The organism is Nocardiopsis sp. KDC1DS13DA1 (genome assembly GCF_055632325.1).
On the sequence record NZ_JBVMUY010000029.1, the window covers coordinates 136,672 to 156,817 of the forward strand.

The following is a 20,146-nucleotide window of genomic DNA, read 5'->3' on the forward strand; positions in this document are numbered from 1 at the left end:
CCGTCCCAGCGCGAGGACAGGGGACGGCCCCCGGCCGCGCGCGGTTCGGTGGACGCGCGGACGGGGGCCGTCGGGACGAGGCCGGTCGGACCTCAGTCCTCGGGAAGGCGCACGGGCGCCAGGTCGTCGAAGAGGTCGCCCGGACCCGGGTTGGTCGGGTCCGTGCCGCCGCCGAGGTGGCGCACCACGCCCCAGACGGCGTTGAGCGCGGTCTGCACGGCGCCCTCGGCCCAGCCCGCCGTCCAGGACACGTCGTCCCCTGCCAGGAACAGGCCGCGGTGGCGCTCCTCCAGCTCGTCCTGCCTGAAGTGCGTGAACAGGCGGCGCTGGTAGCGGTAGTGACCCGGCAGGTTCGCCTTGAACGCGCCCATGAAGTAGGGCTCGTCCTCCCAGGAGACCGTCACCGGGTCCCCCGTGATGTGCGAGCGGATGTCCACGTCCGGGTAGATCTTGCCGAGCGAGTTCAGCATGACCTCCATCCGCTCGTTGGCGGACAGCGGAAGCCACTTGAGCGAGTCGTCGCACCAGGTGTACGACATGCAGATCGCGGCCGGCCCGTCCGGGTCCTCACCCTCCAGCAGGTAGGTGCCCCGGGTCATGCGGTCGGTGAGCGTCATGCTCATGACGTCGCGGCCCGTCTTGGGGTCCTTGTCCCGCCAGAACGCGCGGTCCACGGGCACGAACAGCTTCGAGGACTCCATGTAGTGGGTCCGCTCGATCGCCGTCCAGTGGTCGATCGGCAGCAGGCTCTCGTCGCAGTCGATCTTGGAGAGCATCATCCAGCTCTGGGCGGTGAACACCGCCGCCGCGTAGGTGCGGGTGGAGCCGGAGGCGTCGGTGACCGTGATGTTCCCGGACGGGGAGCCCTTGGCCGCCGTGCGGCGCAGCGCGGTGACGGCCGGGCGCGGTCCGCCGTCGTGCAGGGAGGCCAGGGACGTGCCCTGCGCCCAGTGGGTGGTCTTGTCCGGTGCGTGCTCCCACATGCGCAGCGGCAGCTGCTGGACTCCGCCGACGATCCCCATGTGGTCGTCGTCCGCTCCGGTGTAGGTGACGCGCAGGATCTCCAGGATGGAGTTGGGGAAGTCGGTGTCCCAACCACCGGTGCCGAACCCCACCTGGCCGAAGATCTCGCGGTGGCGGAAGGAAGCGAAGGCGGGCGACTCGCACAGGAACCCGTAGAAGGTCTGGTTGTCGAGCTTGTCGACCAGCTCGTTCCAGATCTCCTTCTGGGTGGCGACGTCGCGCTCGCGGATCGCCTTCTGCATGCGGGTGTGCTGGGCGCCCTCCTCCAGGGTGCGCTCCCAGGCACGCGCCACCTCGCGGTAGACCTCCGGCAGGTCGTCGAGGGTGGTCGCGTAGTGCGACTCGCCCTTGAGGTCGACGACGGTGCTCGGGGTGACCGGCGCCAGCGGGTTCGGGAAGGGGACCGTCTCCAGGCCCATCTTCTCGACGTAGTGCAGGAAGGCGGTCGACGACGGCGGGAAGCGCATCGCGCCCATCTCCGCGACGACGTCGTCGGGGCAGTTCGGCAACTTCTCCGTGCGCAGTCGCCCGCCGATCCGGTCGGCCTCGTAGACGACCGGCTTCAGACCCATCTTCATGAGCTCGTACGCGGTGACGATGCCCGACAGGCCACCGCCGATCACGGCGATCTCGGTCCCGTGGCTCTCGGCCGGGACCTGTCCGAGCCCGGCGGGGCTCTCCAGGTAGGCGTCGTAGGCGAACGGGAAGTCCGGTCCGCACATGTTCAACGGTGTGTCCTGCGCGGGCGCGGAACCTGCGGCCGTGGGCACGGCGGACGTCATGGGCCCCTCCTTACACAAGGGTCTCGTCGGGCGGGGTGTACCGCGTGGCTGGTGTCGGGCGGTGGTTCAGGGGACGAGCGACCCGTACAGATCGGGTCGGCGGTCGTCCAGGTAGGACTGCTCGGCGAGCAGGTCCGCAGTCGCGTCCGGGTCCACGTCCGCGACCAGCAGCTCCTCGCCGGGGCCGGCACGCAGCAGCTCGGCCCCGTCCGGGCCGACCAGGGTGCTCAGCCCCATGTAGTCGAGGTCGCCCTCGACGTCGCAGCGGTTGACGTAGGCCAGGTACAGCTGGTTCTCCATGGCACGGGCCGGGACCAGCAGGGTGGGCACCCGGACGTTGGGGTGCATGAGGGCGGTGGGCACGACGAGCAGTTGGGTCCCGGCCAGCGCGTGCACGCGCACGGCCTCGGGGAACTCGACGTCGTAGCAGACCAGGAAGCCGAGCCGGACGCCGTTCAGGTCGGCCTGCACGACCGGGGTGTCGCCGGGGGCGTACATGTCCCGGTCCAGGTCCCCGAAGAGGTGGCTCTTGCGGTACAGGGCCAGGGGGACACCGTCCCCGCCCACCAGGCGCACCGCGTTGTACACGCGCCCGTCGGCGCGCTCGGGGAAGCCGTAGACGATCGCGACGCCGGTGTCGGCGGCCACGCGGGCGACGGCCGCCAGGAGCGGGCCGTCGGCGGGCTCGGCCAGGCGGGCGGCCTCGGCGCCCAGGGCGTAGCCGGTCATCGACATCTCGGGGCCGACCAGCAGGTCCGCGCCCCCGTCGGCGGCGGACCGGGCACGGTCGGCGAGCCTGGCGAGGGAGGACGCGGTGTCCCCGCTGCGCCCGGTGCCCTGGTCCAGGGCGACGCGCAGGTGTGGGCGTGTCATCGCTCCCCCTCCCGGTCGGTCGTCGCGTGCGGCCGCGTCCACTCTAGGTGGGCGATCGCGCTGAAAATGTGTGTCGGGCCCGCACTCCGTTGCGTCTTTCACCCGCTTCGACGTGGTTCGTTGCGTCGATCCGGGCGCTGACGCCGTATCGGTTCCCGAAGGCCACCCCCAGCAACGCGGGGGCGGGTCCGGAAGATTCCCGGGCCCGCCCCCGTTGTCACGGCCGGTCAGACCCCGGCCTCGACGGTGCCCTCCGCCTCCAGGGCGGAGCGGCGCATGCTGTAGGCGAAGTAGACGGCCAGGCCGACGACGAGCCAGGCGGCGAAGGCCACCCACACGCTCAGGTCCATGCTGACCATCAGGTAGGCGCAGGCGAGCACGCCCAGGACCGGGGTGACCGGGGCGCCCGGCATCCGGAAGGCGCGCTCCAGGTCGGGGCGGCGCTTGCGCAGCACCATGACGGCCACGTTGACCAGGGCGAACGCGAAGAGGGTACCGATGGCGGTGGCGTCGGCGAGCGGGCCCAACGGGATGAGCGCGGCCAGGACGGCGATGACCACGGAGGTGATGACCGTGTTGGCGCGCGGAGTGCCCTTGGCGTCCACCTTGGAGAACGCCTTGGGGATGAGGCCGTCGCGGGACATCGCGAAGAGGATGCGGGTCTGGCTGTACAGAACGACCAGGACGACGCTGGCCAGGGCGAGCACGGCGCCCGCGGCGAAGATGACCGCCCAGACCGGGGTGCCGGTGACGTTGGTCAGGATCCCGGCGAGGGAGGTCTCGCCGTCGGCGAAGTCGGTCCAGTTGAGCGCGCCGACCGCGGTGAAGGCGACCAGGCAGTACAGCGCCGTCACCAGGATCATCGAGAACATGATGGCGCGGGGAAGGTCGCGCTGCGGGTTCTTGGCCTCCTCGCTGGCGGTGGAGGCGGAGTCGAACCCGATGTAGGAGAAGAACAGCGTGGCACCGGCGGCGCTGACGCCGGCCATGCCCATCGGCATGAAGGGGGCGAAGTTGCCGTCCTGGACGGCGGTGACGGCGATGACCACGAACATGGCCAGGATGGCGATCTTGATGGCGACCATGACCGCGTTGACGCGGCTGCTCTCGCGCACCCCGGTGAGCAGGGCGAACATCGACAGCAGGACCACGACGGCGGCGGGCAGGTTGATCAGCCCGCCCTCCATCGGCCCGGCGAGCAGCTCGGCGGGCATGGACAGCCCGGTGGTCAGGTGCAGGAGCTCGTCGATGTACTGGCCCCAGCCCACGCCGACCGCCGCGACGGACACGCCGTAGGTGAGCATCAGGCACCAGCCGCAGATCCAGGCCACGAACTCGCCCATCGTGGCGTAGGCGTAGGAGTAGGCGGAGCCGGAGGCGGGGATCATGCCGGCCATCTCGGCGTAGGCGAGGGCGGAGAACAGTGCGGTGATCCCGGCCAGCACGAACGCGATGATGACGGCGGGCCCGGCGACCGGTACGGCCTCACCCAGGACGACGAAGATGCCGGTACCGAGGGTGGCGCCGATCCCGATCATGGACAGCTGCCAGAAACCCATGTGGCGGCGCAGCCCCGCGCCTTCGGCGGCCTGCGTCTCGGCCACGAGCTTCTCTACGGGCTTGCGGCGGGTGAGGCGGTCCCTCAGCGAGGGCGCACCGCCCCGGCCGGCGGGCACGCGGGCGCCCGCTGTGGTCTTCTGGTCCACCACGTGAATAACTCCTCGACGTTCTGTGCGTGGGCACACCGCACCCCTGGAAAGGGCGTGTGGTGAGGGGCGGCCACCGCTCCCCGGAGGATGCACGGCGGAGGGCGGCCCGCTGTTCCCGCCGGTCACGGCTGGGACATGCCTCCAGCAACGTTATCTGCGTTACCTAGGTAACATGACCCACAAACGTTGCGTATGTCCGGTCCCAGCGCCGCGATCCGTGCGTCATGACGCAATAAAACGCACGCAAACGTGATGCATGTCATATGTTGTCACTCACAGTAGCTGTAAACCGTTGACCTGCGAAGGGGTCGTGGAACAGCGGTCGTTCACCCGCTGTCCACCCCCGACCGCCCTCGTCCACCGAAAAGACGGGGGCCCGGCCCACGCACGTGGCGTGGACCGGGCCTGTGTCCGTTCCGGACCGGGTTCGGGCGTCGGCGGCACCTCGGGTGACCGCGCCGGAGGCCCCGGGGCGGGAATCAGCCCGCGACGGCCACCGTGGGCTCGCCCGGCTCGACCGACTCGCCCATCTCCTCGGCGATCCGCATGGCCTCCTCGATGAGGGTCTCCACGATCTGCGACTCCGGCACGGTCTTGATGACCTCGCCCTTGACGAAGATCTGGCCCTTGCCGTTGCCCGAGGCCACGCCCAGGTCGGCGTCGCGCGCCTCACCCGGGCCGTTGACGACGCAGCCCATGACGGCCACGCGCAGCGGCACCTCCATGCCCTCCAGACCGGCGGTGACCTCCTCCGCGAGCGTGTAGACGTCGACCTGGGCACGGCCGCAGCTGGGGCAGGAGACGATCTCCAGGCCGCGCTCGCGCAGGCCCAGCGACTCCAGGATCTGCGTGCCGACCTTGACCTCCTCGGCGGGCGGCGCGGACAGCGACACGCGGATGGTGTCGCCGATGCCCTCCGCCAGCAGGGCGCCGAAGGCCACCGCGGACTTGATGGTGCCCTGGAAGGCCGGACCGGCCTCGGTCACGCCCAGGTGCAGCGGGTAGTCGCACGCCTCCGCGAGCTGGCGATAGGCGTTGACCATCACGACCGGGTCGTTGTGCTTGACCGAGATCTTGATGTCGTGGAAACCGTGCTCCTCGAACAGGGAGCACTCCCACAGCGCCGACTCCACGAGCGCCTCGGGCGTGGCCTTGCCGTACTTGGCGAGCAGCCGCTTGTCGAGAGAACCGGCGTTGACGCCGATCCGGATCGGAACGCCCGCGTCACCGGCGGCCTTGGCGATCTCGGCGACCTTGTCGTCGAACTTCTTGATGTTGCCCGGGTTCACGCGCACGGCCGCGCACCCGGCGTCGATCGCGGCGAACACGTACTTGGGCTGGAAGTGGATGTCGGCGATCACCGGGATCTGCGACTTCTTCGCGATGATCGGCAGCGCCTCGGCGTCGTCGTTGGTCGGGACGGCCACCCGGACGATCTGGCAGCCGGTCGCGGTGAGCTCCGCGATCTGCTGGAGGGTCGCGTTGATGTCGGAGGTGCGGGTGGTCGTCATGGACTGGACGGACACCGGCGCGTCCCCACCCACGGGAACGTTTCCGACCATGATCTGCCGCGACTTGCGCCGGGTCGCCAGCGGGCGCGGCGGAGTGGCGGGGATACCGAGATCGACGGTCACGCTTGAATTCACCTCAATTGGCCACCGGAGGGGGGTGGCACCTGATTCGTCCGGATGCGGAAAGGAAAGGACGCCCTGCGCAGCGCGCGGTGCCGCGACCGGGGAGTCGGTTCACCTGCGGCGCCAACCACGCCGTCGTTCCCGGATCGCGCTGCCCAGGTTACCTCTACCGGTAGGGAGGAGGGTGCCGATGTGGCCCACCCGTCACCCGCCACCGCCCGGTGCGCTCCGCGCGAGGGGCTACCACCCTCAACGGACACCTCCGGCGCAGCACCCCCACCCGTCACCCGCCACCGCCCGGAGCGCTCCGCGCGAGGGGCTACCACCCTCAACGGACACCTCCGGCGCAGCACCCCCACCGTCACCCGCCACCGCCCGGAGCGCTCCGCGCGAGGGGCTACCACCCTCAACGGACACCTCCGGCGCAGCACCCCCACCCGCCACCCGGGGGTGACCGTTCGGGCGCCCGGACACGGGCCCAGGCGCAGCGCAGGCCCACGACAGGCACCGCTCAGCCGAAGAGGCGCACCGGGTTGAACAGGTCGGCCACGAGCAGGACCACGCTGAACACCAGGAAGCACGCGACCACCACGTAGGCCACCGGGGTCAGCATCGCCACGTCCACGGGTCCCGGGTCGGGGCGCCTGGTCAGCCTGGCCCACCCGCGCTTGACCCACTCCCACAGCGCGCCCGCCATGTGTCCGCCGTCCAGCGGCAGGATCGGCAGCATGTTGAAGGCGAACAGGAAGAGGTTCACCCCGGCCAGGATCTGGATCATGAGCGCGGCGGTGTCGGCCAGGGGCAGGCCCTGGGACATGATCTCGCCGCCGATACGGGAGATCCCGACGATACCCACCGGGGAGTCCTGGGTGCGCTGCTCGCCGAGGAAGGCGGCGCCGAACACGTCGGGCACCCTGCCGGGCAGGTCGACGAGCGCCTCGCCGACGCCGACGAGCATCGTCCCCATCTCCGCGGCGGACTCGCCCAGCGTCAGCGTGGAGCGCTCGGAGGCGAACACGATGCCGAGGAAGCCCACGGTCTCGGTCTGGAAGACGCGGTAGCCCCGGTCGTCGTAGACGTAGTCGCCGTCGGCGTCGGTCTCGTAGAGGATCTCGCCGTCGGCGTCGCGCGCGGGCAGCTCGTTCTCGATGATGTCCACGTCGAACGGGACCCGCTCGCCGTCGCGCTCGACGACGATCTCGGTGCTGTCCAGGGACGCTCGGATCGCCTGGTTCGCGGCGTTCCAGTCGGGGGTGGGCGTACCGTCCACCTCCACGATGACGTCACCGGCCTCCAGACCGGCCTCCGCGGCGGGGGTGGGCGGCTCGTCGGTGCACTCGGTGACCGACTCCCCGGCGGGCACGACGCACTCGGTGACCATCCCGATCGTGGTGGTGCTCTGCGGGACGCCGATGCCCATGAACAGCACGCCGAGCAGGACCGCGGCCAGGACCACGTTCATGCCGGGACCGGCGAACATGACGATCAGCCGCTTCCACGGCGACCGCTGGTAGAACTGCCGGTCCTGGTCCTCGGGCCCGACCTCGACGTAGGACGCCTCGCGCGCGTCCTCGGCCATCGCGCGCCAGCGGGAGAGCCTGCGCGATCCCTCGTCCGCGGTCCTGCGGGCGGGCGGCAGCATGCCGACCATCCGCACGAAGCCGCCCAGCGGCACGGCCTTGACCCCGTACTCGGTCTCGCCCCTGCGCACCGACCACAGGGTCCTGCCGAAGCCGACCATGTACTCGGTGCACTTGATCCCGAACATCTTGGCCGTGGAGAGGTGGCCCAGCTCGTGCCAGGCGATCGAGAACAGCAGTCCGAAGACGAACAGGACGATCCCGATCACGGTCATCAACGCGACCATGCACTCTCCTCAAGCCGATGTCAGGCCCGGCCCGTCAGCAGTTCACGCGCGCGCACACGGGCCCAGGCGTCAGCCGCGTACACGTCGTCAAGGGTCAGCTCAGCCGAGGAGGCACCGAGGGGGCGCTCCGACCGCTGATGCTCCGAGACTACCCGGGACACGGTGTCCATGATGGCCGGGAAAGCGAGGTTTCCCCGGAGAAAGGCGTCGACCGCCTCCTCGTTGGCCGCGTTGTAGACCGCGGGGGCCGTGCCGCCCGCCGCGCCGACCTCGGCGGCCAGGCGCACCGCGGGGAAGGCGTCGTGGTCCAGCGGCTCGAAGGTCCACTCCTGGGCCCTGGTGAAGTCCAGCCCCGGGGCGGCGCCGGGAACCCGGTCGGGGGCCCCGATCCCGTGGGCGATCGGGATCATCATGCTCGGCGGGCTGGCCTTGGCGATGGTCGCCCCGTCCACGTACTCGACCATCGAGTGGACGATGGACTGCGGGTGCACGACGACGTCGATGCGCTCAAGGGGAACGTCGAACAGGAGGTGGGCCTCGATCACCTCCAGGCCCTTGTTGACCAGGGTGGCGGAGTTGACGGTGATGACCGGGCCCATGCTCCACGTGGGGTGGTTGAGCGCGTCCTCGGGGGTGACGCCCTCCAGTTCGTGGCGGCCTCGGCCCCGGAAGGGGCCGCCGCTGGCGGTGACCACGAGACGGCGCACCTCGTCGCGGCGGGCGTGGACGTGTCCCTGCGCGAGGCTGGCCAGTTCCCCCTCGGGCACGTGGGGGAAGCACTGTGCGATGGCGTAGTGCTCGGAGTCGACCGGGATGATCTGGCCGGGCGCGGCCACCTCGCGGACCAGCGGACCGCCGATGATGAGCGACTCCTTGTTGGCCAGGGCCAGGGTGCGCCCGGCGCGCAGGGCGGCCAGCGTCGACTCCAGGCCGAGCGCGCCGGTGATGCCGTTGAGGACGACGTCGCACTCGGCGCCCGCCAGTTCGGCGACCCCCTCGGGGCCGGTCAGGACGGTGGCGGTACTGCCGTGTCCGGCGAGGGCGCGCGCGAGTTCGGGCGCCCGGTCGGGGTCGGCGACGGCCACCAGGCGGACACCGAGGTCGGCTGCCTGCTTGGCGAGCAGGTCGGTCCGGCCGCCGCCCGCGGCCAGACCCACCACCCGGAAACGGTCGGGGTTGCGCTGGACGATGTCGACGGCCTGGGTGCCGATCGAGCCGGTCGAGCCGAGGACCACTACGGTTCGCTGCTGTTCTTGTCGCACGTCCTCATTGTTCCGCACCGCGCGGACCGGCACGTGCTTCCACGGGGTTTCGGGGGCTTTACAAGAGGGTGTCGGTGGCCTACCTTACCCGTTAGTAAGTTACCTCACAGTACTCCATGCCCTCCGTCACACCCGGTCGGACCGGACGACCGCATCCCCCGATGGCGACGGCGCGACCCATCGGGAACCTCCCTCCCCCGACGACATCCGAGGTTCCCCTCATGCGTCACACAGACACGCCCGCACCCGCCCGCCGCGGCGGGCGCGCCGCTCCCGGCGTCCCGCGCGCGCTCACCCGACTCCTGTCCTGCGCCCTGGCGGCGGTGCTCGCCGCGGCGCTCCTGCCCGCCGCACCCGCCGCCGCGTCGGTCGGGGCCACCGTCGGCTACGAGACCATCGTCAGCCACGACGGCACCGAGATCGGCGCCAAGGTGATCACCCCCACCGGGGTCGCGGGGCCGCACCCGCTGCTGGTCATGCCCTCGGCCTGGGGAACGAACAACCTCCTCTACGTGGGCGCCGCCTACCGGCTCGCCTACGAGTCGGGGTACCAGGTGGTCTCCTACACCTCGCGCGGTTTCTGGGACTCCGGGGGCGAGGTGCAGATCGCCGGCCCCGAGGACCGGGCCGACGCCAGCGCCGTCATCGACTGGGCCCTGGCCAACACCGACGCCGACCCCGACCGGATCGGCATGGCGGGGATCTCCTACGGCGGCGGCATCAGCATGCTGACGGCCGCGGAGGACGACCGCGTGCGCGCCGTGGCCGCGATGAGCGGCTGGACCGACCTGGTCCCCTCGCTGTACCCGAACGAGACCATCGACATGCAGTCCGTGGAGGTACTGCTCGCGCTCGGCAACCTCACCGGCCGCCCGGGCGAGGTCATGCGCGGGGTCGAGGACGGCTACCGGGACGGGGACGTGGGACCCGCGCTGGAGATGGCGCCCGACCGGTCGGTGGCCACCAAGGTCGACCAGATCAACGCCAACGGCACCGCGGTCATGATGGCCAACGCCTGGAACGACGGCTTCTTCCCGCCGGGGCAGATCACCGACTTCTACGAGCGGCTGGAGGGCCCCAAGCGACTCATGCTCACCCCGGGAGACCACGCCACCGCCGAGGCCTTCGGCGCGGCGGGCCTGCCCAACGAGATCTGGGAGTCGGTGTCCGACTGGTTCGACCACCACCTCAAGGGCGAGGACAACGGGATCGCGGACGAGGACCCGGTCCACGTCAGGCCCAACAACGGCCGCGGCGGCTGGACCGCGCACGCCGACTGGCCGTCGGTGACCGGCACGACGGACCGGTACTACCTGGACCGCCCCAGCACCGACTGGTTCCGCTGGCAGAGCAGCGGGGCGATGGAGCCGGAGCCGTCGACGGGCTGGGACTACGACTTCCGTACCGGGATCGGCACCACCGCGACGAGCGGGACGGTGCTGCTGTCCGGCGCCCTCCAGCAGTTCTTCGACGTGCCCACGGGCGTCCTGCTCCCGACCGTGGACCGCTACCGCTCGGCCGTGTGGACGAGCCCCGCCTACCCGGACGGCGCCCGCGTGGCCGGGGCCCCGGAGGTGACGCTCACCCTGGAACCCACCGCCGAGGACCAGTCGGTGTTCGTGTACCTGTACGACATCGACGCCTACGGCACGGGGGCGCTGGTCTCCCACGCCCCCTACACCCTGCGGGGCTCCGCCGACGAGCCGGTGACGGTGACCGCCGAACTCCAGCCGGTGGTGTGGGACGTCCCCGCGGGCCACCGGCTGGCCCTGGTCGTGGACAGCGCCGACCCGCGCTACACGAGTGAGAGCCGGTACTTCAACCGGGTCGAGGTGACCTCCCCCGAGGGCACCCCGTCCGCGATCGCCATCCCGCTCGCCGGATGACCCCTCCCTCCCCCTGACCGCGCGGGGCCGCGGCGGCCGGAGGCCGTCGACTGGCGGTGCCCGCCCCACCGCGGAGCGGCCCTCGTGCGGTGGGGCGGTGACGGGCGCGCCCGGTCGGCCGCCACTCCCGCCGTGGTCGGCCGGGCGCCCCTCCCACGGGTGGCGGCGCGGGCGCGCGTCGGGGACGGCAGGGGAGGGATCCTTCTTCCCACCGAAGGCGAGACACAAACACAAAGTAGCTACGCTGTTACCGAAAGTGTGCAAGGATCGGTCCATGACCTCGCCCACCGCACACAGGATCCTCGCCCCCGTCGCCGCCGTGGCGCTCACCCTCGGAGGAATCGCCCTCCTCAACCTGCCGTCCGGCCCGGCCTCCGCCGTCACCCAGGCCGTCCACATGTCCCAGCCCTCCGAGCAGGAGACGGGACCGGAACGGATCGCGCTCTCGCGCATGGACGGGGTGTCCCACCAGAGCGCCGCCGTGACCGACGCCCAGCGCAGGGCCGTGCTCGACTACTGGACGAACGAACGGATGGCCGCGGCACGGCCGATCACCGGCCTGGTCGGGGACGCGCTCGGGATCACCGGTTCGGAGGGCTCCGCCGGTTCCGGCGCCGAGCACCAAGCGGCGCCCCGCGCCGACAGCACCGGCGAGGTCTGGGGCACCGGCGGTCTGGTGAGCCGGACGACCGGCAAGGTGTACCTGACCATGGACGGCCGCGACTTCACGTGTTCGGCCTCGGTCGTGGAGGCGGAGAACCGGAGCACCGTGGTCACCGCCGGGCACTGCGCCAAGGACGGGACCGGCTCCTGGGCGCGCAACTGGACCTTCGTCCCCGGGTACCGGGACGGGGAGAGCCCGTACGGCCGCTACACCGCCCGCGACATGCTGGTCTCTCCCCGGTGGTCGCGCGAGGCCGACGACAGCCACGACGTCGCCATGGTCGTGCTCAACACCGACTCCGGCGAGGCCGTACAGGACCGGGTCGGTGCGCAGCGGATCTCGTTCTCGGCCTGGTCGGACCACCAGGCGCGCGAGGGCAGGCAGGTGTACACCTTCGGGTACCCGGCCGCCTCCCCCTTCGACGGACGGCTGCTGCACTACTGCTCGGGCACGACCTCGCCCGACACGGGCGGCACCACCGCCAACGGGGTGCGGTGCCGGATGACCCAGGGATCCAGCGGCGGACCGTGGTTCACCGGGTTCGACCCGCGCACCGGACGGGGCACGGTGTCCTCCGTCGTGAGCTTCAAGTACGCCGACGACCGGGACACCCAGTACGGCCCGCGCCTGGGCGAGGAGGCGCGTCGGCTCTACGACGGGGCCGAACGCCTCTGAGCCACGCCCGTGGAACGTGCGCGGCCCCGCCGTCGGGCGGGGCCACGCACGTGCGTCCGGGGTGTGTCACACCTCGATGCCGGTGAGCACGAGGACGCGTTCGTAGGTGAGGTCCTCCATCGCGGAACGCACGCCCTCCTTGCCGACACCGGACTTGCGGATGCCGCCGTAGGGCATCTGGTCGGCGCGGAAGGTCGGGACGTCGCCGATGACCACACCGCCGACCTCCAGCTCCCGGTGGGCGCGGAAGGCGGTGGGCAGGTCGCGGGTGAAGACGCCCGCCTGGAGGCCGAAGTCGCTGTCGTTGACGGCGGCGAACGCGGCGTCGGTGTCGGCCGCGCGCTGGATCACCAGGACCGGTCCGAAGACCTCCTCGCGGACCACCCTGGCGTCGGCCGGGGCGTCGGCGATGACCGTCGGCGCCACCGTCACGCCGTCGCGGGTACCGCCGGTGAGGACCTTGGCGCCCGCCTCCTCGGCCTCGTTGATCCAGGCCTCGACGCGCTCGGCGGCGGCCTCGTCGACCAGCGGGCCGACGTCGGTGGCGGGGTCGGCGGGGTCGCCCACGCCGAGCGCCTCCACCCGGTCGACCAGCTTCGCGACGAACGCGTCGTGGACCGAGTCCTCGACGATCACGCGCTGGACGCCGATGCAGACCTGGCCCGCCTGGTTGTTGCCGAACAGGGCGACGCGCTGGGCGGCCCAGTCCAGGTCGGCGTCGGCCAGGACGACGGCGGCGGCGTTGCCCCCGAGCTCCAGGGTGACGTGCTTGTGCGGGGCGCGGCGCTGGAGCTCCCAGCCGAACTGGCCGCCGGTGAAGGAGATGACCGGGAGGCGCTCGTCGGTGATCAGCGACGCGGCGCGCTCGTTGGGCATCGGCAGCACGGACAGCACGCCGCCGGGCAGGGCGGTCTCGGCGATGATCTCACCGAGGATGAGCGCCGTCATCGGCGTGGCCGGGGCGGGCTTGAGGATGATCGGCGCACCGACGGCCAGGGCCGGGGCGATCTTGTGCGCGACCAGGTTGAGCGGGAAGTTGAACGGGGAGATGCCCAGGACGGGTCCCTTGGGGACGCGGCGGATGAGCGCCATGCGGCCCGTGCCGCCGGGGTCGGTGTCCAGCCGCTGGAGTTCGCCGCTGTCCCGGCGGGCCTCCTCGGCCGCCAACCGGAAGACGGACACCGCGCGCCCGACCTCGCCACGCGCCCACTTGATCGGCTTGCCGCTCTCGGCGGTGATCGTCTGGGCGATCTCCTCGGTGCGCTCCCCGAGCCTGCGGGACACGTGCGCGAGGGCGTCGGCGCGCACGTGCGCGGGCAGGGCTGCGGCCTCGCCGGCGACCGCGTGCGCGGCGGCCACGGCCTCCTCGATCTGGGAAACGGTGGGCACGGCGACGGTGCCCGCGGGTCGGCCCGTGTAGGGGTTGACGACGGTGATCTCGGTGTCGCCGGTCGCGGCGGTGCCGGCCAGCCAGAACGGACGCGTAGACATGCCAGGAACGCTAGCCCCCGCCGCGCCACCGCGCCTTGTCCACCGTTGCCAACCGTCCCCTCCGACTTGGCCACACTGGCGCACGCGGTCGGGGCGGTCGCTCAGTGGTGGAAGCCCACGATCCCGTGGCCCCGTGCCGCCGCGTCCCGGATCCACCCCAGGACGGTGCGCACGGACTCCCGCATGGAGTGGTCCTCCAGGGCGTCCACCCGTGCGGCGGGGACTCCGGCCGCCTGCTCCGCCGCCTCGCGCACCTGCTCGGCGAACCACTCCTCACCTGACTCGCCGCCCGTCCACAGGGAGTCCGTGCGCACGGCGGTGACGCCCGGCTGCCCGAGCGCCCGGTCCACCTCGGCGAACCACCAGTGCCTGACGGGGTGGAAGGGACGGTTGTCGAGGAAGCGGCCGTACACGTCGCAGTCGGCCCTGGTGCGGCCGTCGGGGAGCTCGTCGAGGTCGACGCTGGAGGCCGTCAGTCCGGAACTCACGCCCGAGAATCTCCTGCGGTGTGGCGGCATTCGGGCGCCGGAGCCGCCGTACCCAAGGCCCCCGCCCGGCCGAGAACCGGTATCACCTGGCGATACCGGCCGGAGGTACCGGAAAGGTCCCGGCCGGGGTAGCCGGACACCGCCGGTCGCCGGAACGTCGGCGCCGAAGGCGTTGCCGGGGATGGTGGAGAACGCCGCCACAGGGTATGTGTCCGCCATACACGCTCTAAGCTGTGCAGTCCGAGAAGGGATCTTCGGCCGTCCGACTGGCGTCGGCGGGCGCCTTCGTTCACAGTGGTTGGTGAGGGCTCAGCCCGCGGGTTCGGGGCGGCCCTCGGGTCCGCCGCAGCCGACGGGAAGCCCGGGAGTGCTCATTGCCGCTTGTCTACCGCACGCTCGTCTCGGTCCCGGAAACCGTTGGTGACCTGGTCGGCCTCACCTCGACGGTCCTGTCCCGGTGGCTGAGCAAGAGGGGTAACTCGGGCGCGCGCGTGGACTTCTCCGCCTCCGGCCGTTTCGAACTGAGCAACCGCTCACGGGCACTCGTGGTCCGGCACGACAACCCCGACGAGGGACTCGTGTTCCTGCGCCTGACCACCGAGTCCGAGAAACCGGACGGTGTGTGGCGCACCGTGGTGACGGCCGTGGTGGACCCCGCGCTCTCCCCCCGCGAGCACGTGTGGATCGACATGAGCGTGGACCCCCTCGACCGCGCCGACCCGCCCTCGGACCAGACTCGACCGGACGTCATGCCGCCCGAGGCCGCGCGCATGCTCCTGGAGGAGGTCGACGCCCACGACGGCAGCTGGCCCATGCCGTCCACTCCGAGCATCGTGCGCGGACGCGACGACGCCCTGGTGGAGGCGCTGGTGTCGGCGATCAGGTCCCCGGACCGCCGGATGGCGATCGTGGCGACGGGCGCCCCGCGCGACGTGACCGTGGCCGCCTGGCGCACCGCCATGGCCGCCGCCCTGGCCCGGTGCACGGGGATGTGCGCCGGGTACGTCCTGGACGCCGCCGCGCTCGACCGCGTCGGCACCCTGCTGCCGGAGGAGCTGGACATACCCGCGGGCGGGGTGCGCACCTTCTTACCGGGGGTCGATCCGGCGGACACCTCCGACGCGTCCCGCCACCCCCGCATGAGCCCGGCCACTCTGGACACCGCGCGCGAGGGCGACCGCATCCGCAACTGGGTCGGCGCGGCGCTCTCCCGCAGGGTGCGGGACAACGCGGTGCACACGAGACTGCCCGCCCCGCTGCGGGCCATCGACGCCCTCCTGACCGAGGAGACGGCGGACCTGCGCTCCCGGACCGGGACGCGGCCCCCCGTACCGGCACCGGCGCACCACCCCCACCACGCGGCCGCGGACCCGACCGCCTCGGCCGAACTGGCGGTCGCCCAGGAGCGGGAGGCCCAGGAGCAGCTGACCCAGCGGCTGCGCGACGAGATCAAGCGGCTCAACGCCCGGATCGGGGAACTCGCCGACGAGCGCCAGGAGCTGCTCGCCGAGACGACCGAGCTGACCGACGAGCTCGACACCGCCCGCGAACAGCTCCGCGCCGCCCGCCACGAGACCCGCTGGCTGCGCACACGGGCCCGTGAGGAGGGCCTCTACCGTCTGGCCGCCGCACCGGCCCCGCCCGACACCCGGCGTCCTCCGCCCACGTGCGTGGGTGAGCTCCTGGAGCAGATCACCGACGGATCCGCCCTGCCGCACCTGTTCTTCACCATCGAGGACCACGACACGGTGTACGAGCTCTCCGACAGCCGCAAGGAGGGTCTGTGGGTCACGCGGGCCTGGGAGGCCCTGTTGGCCCTGAACGACTACGCGCGCTACCAGTTCGACAACCCCGGCAGCGGGCTGGGCTTCCACTCCTACCTGCGCGAGACCCCGGACGGGTACCAGGTGATCCCGGTCAAGCGGCTGGCCTCGCAGGAGTCGGACTACGTGCGCAACCGGGGCAAGCTCAACGAGAAACGGCTGTTCCGGGTCCCCCCGGAGGTGGACCCGAGCGGGCGGGTGCCGATGTACGCCCACATCAAGCTGGACACCGAGTACGGGATCTGTCCGCGGCTGTACTTCTACCCCCACCTGGGCGCGGGCACCACCAACCGCGTCTACGTGGGCTACCTGGGCCGCCACCTGCCGGTGCAGCAGTCGAACTGACCTCCCGCGGGGCGCTGCGCGCGAAGGGCGGACCGCCGCCCCCGACCGACGCCCGCGGCGCGGCGGCCCCTCCGCGCCCGCGTACCCTGAGTGCCGTGATGGGAACGACGACCGGGGCGGTGACCGCCCTCGCCGAGCACGCGTGGCGCGAACGCGCCCAGCGGCACGAACGGCGCGTGGACGCGCTGCTCACCGACCACCTGCGACGCCGGGAGCGGGGTGAGCGCCACCCGGTCGAGGACTTCCTGTTCACCTACTACAACCTCAAGCCCTCCCAGATGCGGCGCTGGCACCCGGGTGCGGGCACCGTCCTGCTGGGCGAGGGCGCCCGCGCCCGTCTGGGCGAACGCTTCTACACCGCGCGCCCCGACGGCGCCGTCGGGCTGGACGCCGACGGTTTCCTGGCGTCCCGCCGGGTGGTGGGGTTCGTCGAACGCCTGCTGTCCGCGGTCGCCGAGCGCCCCGCGCACCTGGGCTGCTTCGGACTGCACGAGTGGGCGATGGTGTACCGGACGGACGAGGTGCGCCACGACCGGGTACCGCTCCGGCTCGGACGCGAGGGCACCGACCGGGTCGTGGAGTCGCACCGGATCCGGTGCTCCCACTTCGACGCCTTCCGGTTCTTCACCGGGCCCGCCCGGCCGCTCAACGCCCTCCAGCCGACCCGGGAGGCCCAGGTCGACCTGGACCAGCCGGGCTGCCTGCACGCCAACATGGACCTGTACAAGTGGGCGTACAAACTCGCCCCCGCGGTCCCGTCCGAACTGCTGGTGGACTGCTTCGAGCTGTCCCGGGACGTCCGCGTCCTGGACATGCGCGCCTCCCCCTACGACCTGGTCGCGTGGGGGTACGAGCCCGTGCGGATCGAGACCGCCGAGGGCAAGGCGGAGTACATGACCGCGCAGCGGGCCTTCGCCGAGCGCGGCGCCGTGCTGCGGCGCCGCCTGCTGGAGGTGTGCGCGGCACTGCGCGCGGGCTGATCCGCCCCGGGAGAGCGGACGGGGCGGCGCCCACGGCACCGCCCCGACGCTCTGGCCGAGCCGAACGCTAGCCCTCGACGGAGCCCTTGCCCCGTCGGCTGAGGTAGACGGCGGCTCCGCCGCCCACGACGGCGACCGCACCGACCGCGACCAGGCCCGCGAGAGCGGATCCGGTCACGGGGAGGGTCGGGGAGTCCTCGTCCGGGGCCGGGGCGTCGTCACCCTCGGTCGGCTCCGGAGTCGGAGTCTGGTCCGGGGTCGGCGTGGAACCGGGGTCGGTCGGCTCCTCCGAGGGCTCCGGGGTCGGGGTCGGCTCCGGAGTCGGCTCCTCCGAGGGCTCCTCGCTGGGCTCGGGGGAGGGCTCCTCGCTGGGCTCGGGGCTCGGGGACGGGCTGGGCTCCTCGTCGCAGGTCACCTTGAAGACCTTGTGCTTGGCGTCCGAGCTGTTCTGGCCCTCGAAGGTCCAGTTCAGGCGGTAGTGGCCGTCCGGGAGGTCGAGGAGGTCGGTGCTGCCCTCGCCGTCCTCGTCCAGGACGAGGGTGTCCTCCAGGACGGTCTCACGGGAGTCCGGCGCACCGCCCTGGGTGACGATCTCCCACGCCACCTCCTGGCCCGCGTCGAAGCCGAAGGCCGTGACGTAGAAGCCGCAGACCTTGGGGACGTTGCGGTTGTCCTCCTCGGGTCGTTCGGGGTCGTGGATCTTCACGGTGCCGTTGTCACCGGGGGCACCGTTTCCGCCGCCGTTACCGGGGTCGGCCGATGCGATGGCGGTGCCGCCGAAGACGAAACCGGCCACGAGGGCCGCGCTGGTGAGCAGGCGTGCGCCGAGCACGCCGGGGCCGGGGTTGGGGGACACAGGGAACTCCTGCGGTGTGCGAGCCCGGAGAGCGGGGATCCAGGGCAAATGATGAAAAGGAACGACACAAACCTAACCCGTCCACCAACCGGAACAGGAAACACACACCTCACAGATACCGAACGGAGACCGTCACGGCCCGAACGAACGGACCGCGACGGCACCGGTCACGCGTAGGCGGCCACCAGGCCCCAGAGCATGAGCGAGCCGAGGGTGAGGGAGAAGGCCACCGACAGGACGAACACCGGCACGTGCAGCCACCGCCAGCGCCCGTTCTCGCTGGGCGCCCCCCGGAGGAACCACACCCCGACCGTCACCGCCGCCGCCACGGTGCCCGCGGCCAGCGCCCACAGCAGCATGGGGGTCGAGGTCCAGTCCCCCGCGCGCTGACCGGCGGTCAGCCAGGCCACGGACCCCAGGGACAGCGACACGATCCGCAACCGGTCGAGCGGGCGCCGGGTGAGGAGGGTACGTCGGCGCAACATGAGCGAGAGCAGGAGCACGGGCGGGATCACCGTCATCATCGCGGTCGGCACGGTCGAGAGCCAGACCGGGCGGCCCCCGGTCAGCGGCTCGGGTTCGTCCTTGAGGAGTTCGCGGCTCAGGCCCAGGGAGTCGACGACCATCGAGTTGGCCATGACGACCACACCCTGGGTGTCGTCGAAGGCCACCATCGTGGCGGTGCCGAGCGTACCGCCGCTGTGCGAGGTCACCCGACCCACCCCGGCCCAGTCGGCGGTCATCCAGGCCAGCCCCAGGTCGAAGCCGTCGAGCCCGCTCGGGTCGTCCGCGGGCACCCCGGGGAAGACGACGTCCTCACGCACGGTCTCCAGGGCGCTCATCCCGGGGGCGGTACCGCTGGTGACCGCGGCGAGGAAGCGGGCCAGGTCGGCGGTGGTGCTCCACGTGGTGATCCCGGCGGGAGCGTAGGCGGTGTTGTCCCACGGTTCGGACCGCGACCCGGGGACGGCGTTGGGCGGCGCGCCGCCCTCGGGGACGCCCTCGGCGATGACGGTGTCGTCCATGCCCAGCGGTTCCAGGACCCGCTCCGCGACCAGCTCGGGGTAGGGCGTGCCGCTCTCCTCGGCCAGCGCCGCGCCGAGGACCGAGAAACCGAGGTTGGAGTAGGCGAACTCACCGGGCTCGTCCGCCGAGGTCGTGGCCAGCGCCTCCACCGGGGGCGCGGCTGCCGCGTAGGGGTCGGTGAGGTTGAGCGCCGGGATGACGGAGGCGCGCAGGGCCGTGCCGTCGGGGGCGGTCGGCAGGCCGGAGTGGTGGGTGGCCAGGTCCTCCAACGTGGCCCCGGCCACGGCCGGATCGGCGAACTCCGCGTCCGGGAACACTTCGGCCAGGGTGCGGTCGAGCGACGTCTCCCCGTGCTCCACCATGTCCGCCAGGGTCATCGCCGTGATGGTCTTGAACACCGACGCGGTCTCGAAGAGGGTCTCCTCGTCGGCGGGGACGGTCCCGTCGACGGTCCCGCCCCGCGCGAACTCGACGGCACCGGGATCGTCGACCGGGAAGCGGGCCACCGCGAGGCCCTGGACGTCGCCGTCGCGCGGGTCGAGCACGGTCGCCACGTCCTCGGCGAGCTCCCCGTCACCGCCGAACGTCGCGGGCGGGGGCGGGGAGGCCGGGGCGAGGAGGTGGGCCAGGGCGGCCGCGACCGCGCCCACCGCCAGGGCGGCCAGCCACACCCGACCGGGTGCGGCGGGCGGGACGGGGCGGCGCGTCCTTCGCTTCGGCGGGGAGGTCGGGGGCTGGGCCCGGGGTTCGGCGGTAACCATG

14 protein-coding genes are annotated in these 20,146 nt (G+C 72.1%); 4 read left to right on the forward strand and 10 right to left on the reverse strand.

Features of this window, described 5'->3' with window-relative positions; translation table 11 throughout:
• Positions 1-92: 92 nt before the first annotated feature.
• From ACTVAJ_RS18695 to dxr, 6 genes are all read right to left on the reverse strand, one after another.
• The gene (locus ACTVAJ_RS18695; RefSeq protein ID WP_470389476.1) at positions 93-1,805 is read right to left on the reverse strand and encodes a flavin monoamine oxidase family protein; all 1,713 of its coding nucleotides are present in this window, start codon (positions 1,803-1,805) and stop codon (positions 93-95) included.
• A gap of 66 nt (positions 1,806-1,871) precedes the next feature.
• Positions 1,872-2,678 carry a carbon-nitrogen hydrolase family protein gene (locus ACTVAJ_RS18700; protein ID WP_470389477.1) on the reverse strand — a complete coding sequence of 269 codons (807 nt, stop codon included), beginning with the start codon at positions 2,676-2,678 and terminating at the stop codon, positions 1,872-1,874.
• Positions 2,679-2,905: 227 nt separating this feature from the next.
• Positions 2,906-4,387, reverse strand: coding sequence for an amino acid permease (locus ACTVAJ_RS18705; protein ID WP_470389478.1), 1,482 nt, complete (start codon positions 4,385-4,387; stop codon positions 2,906-2,908).
• A 479-nt stretch (positions 4,388-4,866) separates the two neighbouring features.
• Complete coding sequence (gene ispG / locus ACTVAJ_RS18710; protein ID WP_470389479.1) at positions 4,867-6,021, reverse strand: flavodoxin-dependent (E)-4-hydroxy-3-methylbut-2-enyl-diphosphate synthase; 1,155 nt, start codon at positions 6,019-6,021, stop codon at positions 4,867-4,869.
• Between the two features lie 511 nt (positions 6,022-6,532).
• Positions 6,533-7,888 carry a M50 family metallopeptidase gene (locus ACTVAJ_RS18715; RefSeq protein WP_470389480.1) on the reverse strand — a complete coding sequence of 452 codons (1,356 nt, stop codon included), beginning with the start codon at positions 7,886-7,888 and terminating at the stop codon, positions 6,533-6,535.
• 20 nt (positions 7,889-7,908) lie between these two features.
• Positions 7,909-9,123, reverse strand: coding sequence for a 1-deoxy-D-xylulose-5-phosphate reductoisomerase (dxr, locus tag ACTVAJ_RS18720; RefSeq protein ID WP_470389613.1), 1,215 nt, complete (start codon positions 9,121-9,123; stop codon positions 7,909-7,911).
• 248 nt (positions 9,124-9,371) lie between these two features.
• Between dxr and ACTVAJ_RS18725 the strand changes: the two genes are divergently transcribed.
• Both ACTVAJ_RS18725 and ACTVAJ_RS18730 read left to right on the forward strand, forming a co-directional pair.
• Positions 9,372-11,036, forward strand: coding sequence for a CocE/NonD family hydrolase (locus ACTVAJ_RS18725; protein WP_470389481.1), 1,665 nt, complete (start codon positions 9,372-9,374; stop codon positions 11,034-11,036).
• A 274-nt stretch (positions 11,037-11,310) separates the two neighbouring features.
• Positions 11,311-12,375, forward strand: coding sequence for a trypsin-like serine peptidase (locus ACTVAJ_RS18730; protein WP_470389482.1), 1,065 nt, complete (start codon positions 11,311-11,313; stop codon positions 12,373-12,375).
• Positions 12,376-12,441: 66 nt separating this feature from the next.
• On the opposite strand, the gene ACTVAJ_RS18735 is transcribed toward ACTVAJ_RS18730, so the two are convergent.
• Both ACTVAJ_RS18735 and ACTVAJ_RS18740 read right to left on the reverse strand, forming a co-directional pair.
• Positions 12,442-13,866, reverse strand: coding sequence for an aldehyde dehydrogenase family protein (locus ACTVAJ_RS18735; protein WP_470389483.1), 1,425 nt, complete (start codon positions 13,864-13,866; stop codon positions 12,442-12,444).
• Between the two features lie 101 nt (positions 13,867-13,967).
• The gene (locus tag ACTVAJ_RS18740; protein WP_470389484.1) at positions 13,968-14,354 is read right to left on the reverse strand and encodes a DUF7691 family protein; all 387 of its coding nucleotides are present in this window, start codon (positions 14,352-14,354) and stop codon (positions 13,968-13,970) included.
• 374 nt (positions 14,355-14,728) lie between these two features.
• Between ACTVAJ_RS18740 and ACTVAJ_RS18745 the strand changes: the two genes are divergently transcribed.
• Complete coding sequence (locus ACTVAJ_RS18745; RefSeq protein ID WP_470389485.1) at positions 14,729-16,522, forward strand: coiled-coil domain-containing protein; 1,794 nt, start codon at positions 14,729-14,731, stop codon at positions 16,520-16,522.
• Positions 16,523-16,620: 98 nt separating this feature from the next.
• Positions 16,621-17,502, forward strand: a complete 882-nt coding sequence (locus ACTVAJ_RS18750) for a 3-methyladenine DNA glycosylase (protein WP_470389614.1) — start codon at positions 16,621-16,623, stop codon at positions 17,500-17,502.
• Positions 17,503-17,569: 67 nt separating this feature from the next.
• Here ACTVAJ_RS18750 and ACTVAJ_RS18755 read toward each other — a convergent pair whose 3' ends face one another.
• Together ACTVAJ_RS18755 and ACTVAJ_RS18760 are read right to left on the reverse strand one after the other, a co-directional pair.
• Complete coding sequence (locus ACTVAJ_RS18755; RefSeq protein ID WP_470389486.1) at positions 17,570-18,358, reverse strand: hypothetical protein; 789 nt, start codon at positions 18,356-18,358, stop codon at positions 17,570-17,572.
• Positions 18,359-18,525: 167 nt separating this feature from the next.
• Complete coding sequence (locus ACTVAJ_RS18760) at positions 18,526-20,145, reverse strand: serine hydrolase domain-containing protein (protein ID WP_470389487.1); 1,620 nt, start codon at positions 20,143-20,145, stop codon at positions 18,526-18,528.
• Position 20,146: the final 1 nt, after the last annotated feature.